This window comes from Sphingobium sp. UBA5915 (assembly GCF_002431195.1).
Taxonomy (GTDB): Bacteria; Pseudomonadota; Alphaproteobacteria; order Sphingomonadales; family Sphingomonadaceae; genus Sphingobium; species Sphingobium soli.
This window is the reverse complement of sequence record NZ_DJDV01000067.1, coordinates 1-5,711: the sequence shown is the minus strand read 5'-3', so window position 1 is coordinate 5,711 and position 5,711 is coordinate 1. Positions and strand designations below refer to the sequence as shown.

Sequence of the window (5,711 nt, the reverse complement as noted above, 5' to 3'; positions counted from 1 at the left end):
ACAGGTTCATAACAACCTCTAGCGCCATAACGTCGTATGTTTTCAGCCTATGACGAACAGGCTATGCCAACTGCTATGACTCGAGCTAGAACGGAGGGCAGGCAACGGCGTGCCCAGATACTGGAAATCGCGGCGCGGATCTTCACGCGCAAAGGCTATCGAGGCACGTCGATGCGCGAAATTGGCGAACAAGCAGGCGTGCTCGGCGGCTCGCTCTATCATCATATCAAATCCAAAGACGCGCTATTCATCGAACTGCATGACGGCGCGCTGGATGCAGCAGAAGCAATAATAGTCGCCGCAATCCGTGGAGCGAGGGATCCTTGGGACAAACTAGAAGCGGCGTGTGTCGCGCTGTTGGAGATCCAGCTCGATCCTGAATCGTTGACCATGCCCATGATGAACGATTTTCGTGAGGTGCCGGACGATGTGCGTGAAGCGCTTATCGCCCGGCGCGATCGGTTCGAAGGACCGTTCCGCCTGCTGGTGGACGCATTGCCGCTACCGCCTGAAATCGACCGGTCGATATACCGCAACCTCCTGCTGGCACAGCTCAATGGCGCGGCGGATTGGTACCGGCCCGGTGGCCTGTCACCGCGTGTCATCGGGCGGCAGATCGCACTGCTGTTCCGGCACGAGGGCCCGGAAATGCCCTAGTTCCCTATCCAAGCTTGAGTGTAACAGACGTTTGGTGTAAAGCCTTTCAATCACCGAGAGGACTACCCGATGCAGGATTATGTACCCCCAATCGCTGACTATCGCTTCCTGCTAACGGACGTGCTCGACTTTGACGGCACTATGCAGGCGCTGGAACGGGAAGTGGACGCGGATCTGGCCGTCGCTGTCCTGGAAGAAGCGGGCAAGCTTTGCGTTCAGACACTGGCCCCGCTGAACCGCGTTGGCGACGAACAGGGAAGCCAGCTGGCAGATGGTTCGGTGCAGACACCCGCCGGTTTCCCGGATGCCTACCAAACATTCGCGGCCGGTGGTTGGGCCTCGCTATCAGCCGATCCGGCTCATGGCGGGCAAGGACTGCCCTTCATCTTGCAACTTTGGATCGATGAGATGATGTCTGCGACAAATCTGTCCTTCAGCCTGTTCCCCGGCTTGACCCGCGGGGCGGCCGAGGCAATCGCCGCTCACGGCAGCGAAGATATGAAGGCACGCTGCCTGCCGCCACTCGTCAGTGGAGAATGGACGGGTGCCATGGCGCTCACCGAGAGCGGCGCAGGAACCGATCTGGCCCTGCTCAAGACCAAGGCCATACCGGAACCGGACGGCAGTTACAGTGTTACCGGGCAAAAGATCTTCATTTCATCTGGAGATCATGATTTCGGCGGGAATATCGTTCATCTTGTCCTAGCGCGTCTGCCCGGTGCACCGGAGGGCGTTAAAGGGATCAGCTTGTTCCTAGTCCCCAAATTTCTGCCCGACGCGCAGGGTGGCTTCACTGCACGCAACGCGATGTCGGTCGGTGCGCTTGAAGAAAAGATGGGCATCCACGCCCAACCGACCTGTGTTATGAACTATGATGGAGCCACCGGCTGGTTGGTTGGAGAGCAGCATCGAGGCCTCGCCGCAATGTTTGTGATGATGAACGCCGAGCGACTGATGGTCGGCATGCAGGGACTGGGCATTGCCGGCGCTGCCTATCAACAGGCAGCGGCGTATGCAAAGGACCGCGTGCAGGGGCGTAGCGCCGATGAAACGCGGAATCCCGTTCCGATTATTGAACATGCCGACGTGCGGCGAATGCTTCTCAATGTGCGGACCTTTGTCGAGGGCGGCCGGGCATTAGCGGGCTGGACGGCATTGCAGATGGAGATTTCGCGTCACCATGCTGATGCAGGTGAGCGGACCAAAGCGGATGCACTTGTCGCGCTGCTCACCCCAGTCGTAAAAGCCGGTTTCACCGATTTCGGCTTCGAGAGCGCCGTCGAGGCGCAACAGGTCTTCGGAGGTCATGGCTATGTCCGAGAATGGGGCATGGCCCAATATGTGTGTGACGCGCGCATCGCCCAGATTTACGAAGGTACCAATGGCGTGCAGGCGATCGATTTGGTCGGACGCAAGCTCACGATGGACGGCGGCGTGGTGGCGCAGAACTTTTTCGAACGTGTTGCTGCCGACTTGGTAAAGGCCGGCGAGACCTCAGCCGCAGCCAGGATTGTGACCGCTACGGGCGAAACTCTCGATTTGCTGAAGGCGGCGACATCGGACCTGAAAGGTGTCGGCGCGGACGATTTGAGCGCGGCGGCCGTCGAGTATCTGCGCCTATTTGCGTTGGTGAGTTTGGGCTGGATGTGGGCACGTATGGCAGCTGCGGCCGATCCGAAAAGTCACGGCGAAAAAATCGCCCTTGCCAACTACTATGCGGCACGTGTGTTGCCGCAGGCATATGGGCTGGCTGGCGCCATCAAGGCAGGTGCCGCACCGATAATGGCGCTGGCGCACGAAAGCTTCTGAGTGGTCCTTTGGCATCGTTCGAGCTGAAAGAAGGAGACGAGAAGGCTCAGAAACGGGTACGATTGGCTCGCGATAGTCCGGGGAGCAGCCAGCTGTACCTTGATATGTTAAGTGATGTTGTGTCACCCGCTCGTTGCGTGGAAGACGGAGCATGACGTAAAGGATTATCTGTGCTCGACTCCCGTCTGAAATATGCGGTCGCAGTTGCTCGCCTCGGCTCTTTCTCCGGTGCGGCCAAGGATGTCGGCGTGACGCAATCGGCGGTGACCAAAAGCGTCGCCGATCTGGAACAACAGCTGGGCTTCGCCATTTTCAGTCGGACCTCGCGCGGCGTCGCGACCACCCCGGAAGGTCGAGACTTCATTGACCGCGCGGCACGCCTGCTCGCCGATGCCGCGGATTTGTTCGGCGAACGCAATCGTGGCGCTGATCCGTTTGCGGGACAGCTGCGGATCGGTCTGTTTCCCGGTTCTATTGACTGGTTGATCAACGATCCGGCAATCGGACTGTTGAAACGTCATACAGCGGTCCGCATAGATACAGTGTCGGGCAACAGCGAGCGGGCCGTACAATTGCTGTCACGCGGCGATATAGACGTCGCGTTCGGGCTAGAGGCGGCGCTTGCGGGTTGGCCCCAATTCAAATGCGAGCGCATTGCGACGATCGAGATCCTGCCGTTCGTTCGCAAGGATCATCCGATCCTCGCGGAAACATCCGTCGACAAGCAAACGTTCACGCGTTTCGACTTCGTTGTGCCGTCCTCATCCGAGCCCTACACGCCAATCATCCGGAAGATGTACGAGCAGGACGGTCAGCGCCCGGAGTACCGGGTGCATATGACGGACTATTTTCCCCTGGTCCGCAGGATCGTGGCCTCGACGGATGCCGTGGGTCTTGTGGCCAAGGCGTTTACCCTGACCGGCTGGTTTCGTGAAGCATTCGTCGCACTTCCGGACGCCGGACTGCTTGAACCACTGGTGCTGGCTTATGCTGTTCGGGCGCGCTGGCCAATCAAGCCCGCCGCGAAAGATCTCATCGCGCGCGTGCGACAAGGCTGGTCATCGGCGCGCCATTCATAGCACCGGATGCGAAACGCGGGGTCCGGGCTGGCCGTACCCCGCGCCGTGCGTTAGAAACTCAGCGCTACCTCTCCGCCGATCACCCGCCCTTTGTTCAGAGGAGACAAGCTCGCGCCGGGACCACCGAATGCGGCGGACAAGGGCGTGTCACCACCATAGGTGACTTCGTTGAGAAGGTTGCGGCCGTAGATGGAAAGGCGCCACCTCTGGCTGGCGGTCGCATAGGTCAGGCTCGCATCCAGCATGTCCGCTGCGGGTAGGAACCCGGCATTGTTGTCGGTGAATCTGGCGCTGTCACGGTGCGTAAAATCGATGCGGGCCGTTGCAATGCCCAAACTACCTATTTTCTGATCGTAGGTCAGCCCTCCACCGTAGGTCCAGGGCGAAAGCCTGGGGAGCTTAAGGTCTCGATCCACGTCGTTGATGATGCCGTCACCGCTGATATCGAAGCGGATGTTGCGGTACCGGCCGTGAACGTAACCCAGCTGTCCTGACAGAACGAGATTGGGCAGGACGAAGAACTGGCCCTCCGCTTCGAGGCCGGCGATCGTCGCGTCCGCAGTGTTGCGAATCACCTGGCTAACCCCCAATGGGCCGGGCAGGTTGATCTCGCGCTGGAGGTTCTTCATCCGGTTGTAGAAGGAGGCGAGGTTGAGGCGGCTTCGCCCAAACTTCTTCTTTGTACCGATCTCAAAGCTGTCCTGCATCTCCTGGTCGAACGGCCCCGGTGGAACGCCGGCGTCGGTGTTGCGCAAATTGTAGCCGCCGCTGCGGAAGCCCCGCGTGTAGAGAGCATAGACTTGAGTCTGGCTATCAGGTTTCCACTGCAGGCCGACCTTTGGCGTGAAGCTCTTCCAGTTGTCGCTGTCGACGAAATTTGTTGCGCAGATCAGGGTGTCGATGTCGCATCCGTTGGCGCGCAAGGTGGCGATTTGGACGGCCTTGCGTTCCCAGCTGTAGCGACCGCCGAGGTTGAGCGTCAACGTATCGGTTAAATGCCAGTCTACTGATGCGAAGACGCCCCACGTCGTCTGGTCCTGACTCCCGCCGCCAGAAACGATCCGAGTGTTGGCAAACAGGTTGCGCCGTTCGGCGTAGCGCAGATCCTGCGTGAAATAGTAGAGGCCAGTGGTTAGCTCGATGGCGCCAAATTTGCCGGCATAGCGCAGCTCGTTGCTGAGCTGCTTCTGATTGATGTTGAAATAGCCGTTGAAGAAGGATTGTGGCGTACCGTCGATGTCGGTGACGGTTCTCGACTGGAACTGACGATAGCCCGATATATTCGTGATAACGCCTTCACCGAAGCCAACGTCGATATTCGTTTCGACGATTGCCTGGTTCCAGACCGCCTTGTAGAAACCCGGAGAGTCGATCGACAGGCCAAATGTGTCGCGTGGGAATACGGCATGGCTCTGCACGGGCGCGCCGTCGCCATCGACGTCGCCATGTTCGTAGCGAAGATCCATGCGGAAATTGTCGCCGCCCTTGAATGACAGCGCAGGCCGAACGATGATGTCGCGCGACTTGCCGAAGCTTCGGCCGTCAAAGCGGTTGCGAAACCATCCGTCGTCCTTGCTGTAATACACCGCCAGCTTGGCCGCCAGAATGTCGTCGATCAATGGCCCTGTCACCATACCGCTTGCGGTCTTCTTGAGGCCGGTCTCGATCGAAGCCTTGGCGTTCGCGCGGAAGCTGAAACTCGGTCGTGTGGTGCGCATCACCACCGCGCCGCCAGTCACGTTACGTCCAAACAGCAGTCCCTGCGGCCCACGCAGGACCTCGACCCCTTCGAGATCAAAATTGTCGAGCACGACGCCCGCGTTGATACCAAGATAGATGCCATCGACGAAGACGCCCACGGTGGGATCAATCGACGGGATGGTGCTGTTGATGCCGAGCCCGCGGATCGTGAAATTGGCGTAGCCAGGCGCGGTGCCGACGCCGTCCAGTTGAACATTGGGGACATCATAACTCAGGCTTTGAAGGTTCTGCACGAACTTCGCGTCGAGCTGAGCTTCCCCGAATGCGGTCATCGCGATGGCGACGTTCTGCACGCTCTCTGCGTAGCCCCGCTTGGTGGCCGTCACGACGATCTCTTCGGAAAGCGCCTCCGTCGCCGTCGGCCTCGCGGCTTCGGTCTGGCCAGAGGGTTGGGGCTCCGGCGTC

The 5,711-nt window shown here is 59.5% G+C and carries 4 protein-coding genes; 3 read left to right on the top strand and 1 reads right to left on the bottom strand.

Annotated elements, in window-relative coordinates; genetic code table 11:
* The first annotated feature begins 75 nt into the window (after positions 1-75).
* The 3 genes from B2V90_RS11100 to B2V90_RS11090 all read left to right on the top strand — a co-directional run bounded on the left by B2V90_RS11100 (position 76) and on the right by B2V90_RS11090 (position 3,545).
* On the top strand, positions 76-657 hold the full coding sequence (locus B2V90_RS11100) for a TetR/AcrR family transcriptional regulator (protein WP_156843252.1): 582 nt from the start codon (positions 76-78) through the stop codon (positions 655-657).
* Positions 658-726: 69 nt separating this feature from the next.
* Complete coding sequence (locus B2V90_RS11095) at positions 727-2,466, top strand: acyl-CoA dehydrogenase (RefSeq protein ID WP_228222982.1); 1,740 nt, start codon at positions 727-729, stop codon at positions 2,464-2,466.
* Positions 2,467-2,636: 170 nt separating this feature from the next.
* Entirely contained in the window at positions 2,637-3,545 is a 909-nt protein-coding gene (locus B2V90_RS11090; protein WP_228222983.1) for a LysR family transcriptional regulator, read from the top strand.
* 50 nt (positions 3,546-3,595) lie between these two features.
* Here the strand turns inward: B2V90_RS11090 and B2V90_RS11085 are convergent.
* The coding region (locus tag B2V90_RS11085; protein ID WP_293921283.1) for a TonB-dependent receptor at positions 3,596-5,711 on the bottom strand (2,116 nt) is incomplete at its 5' end.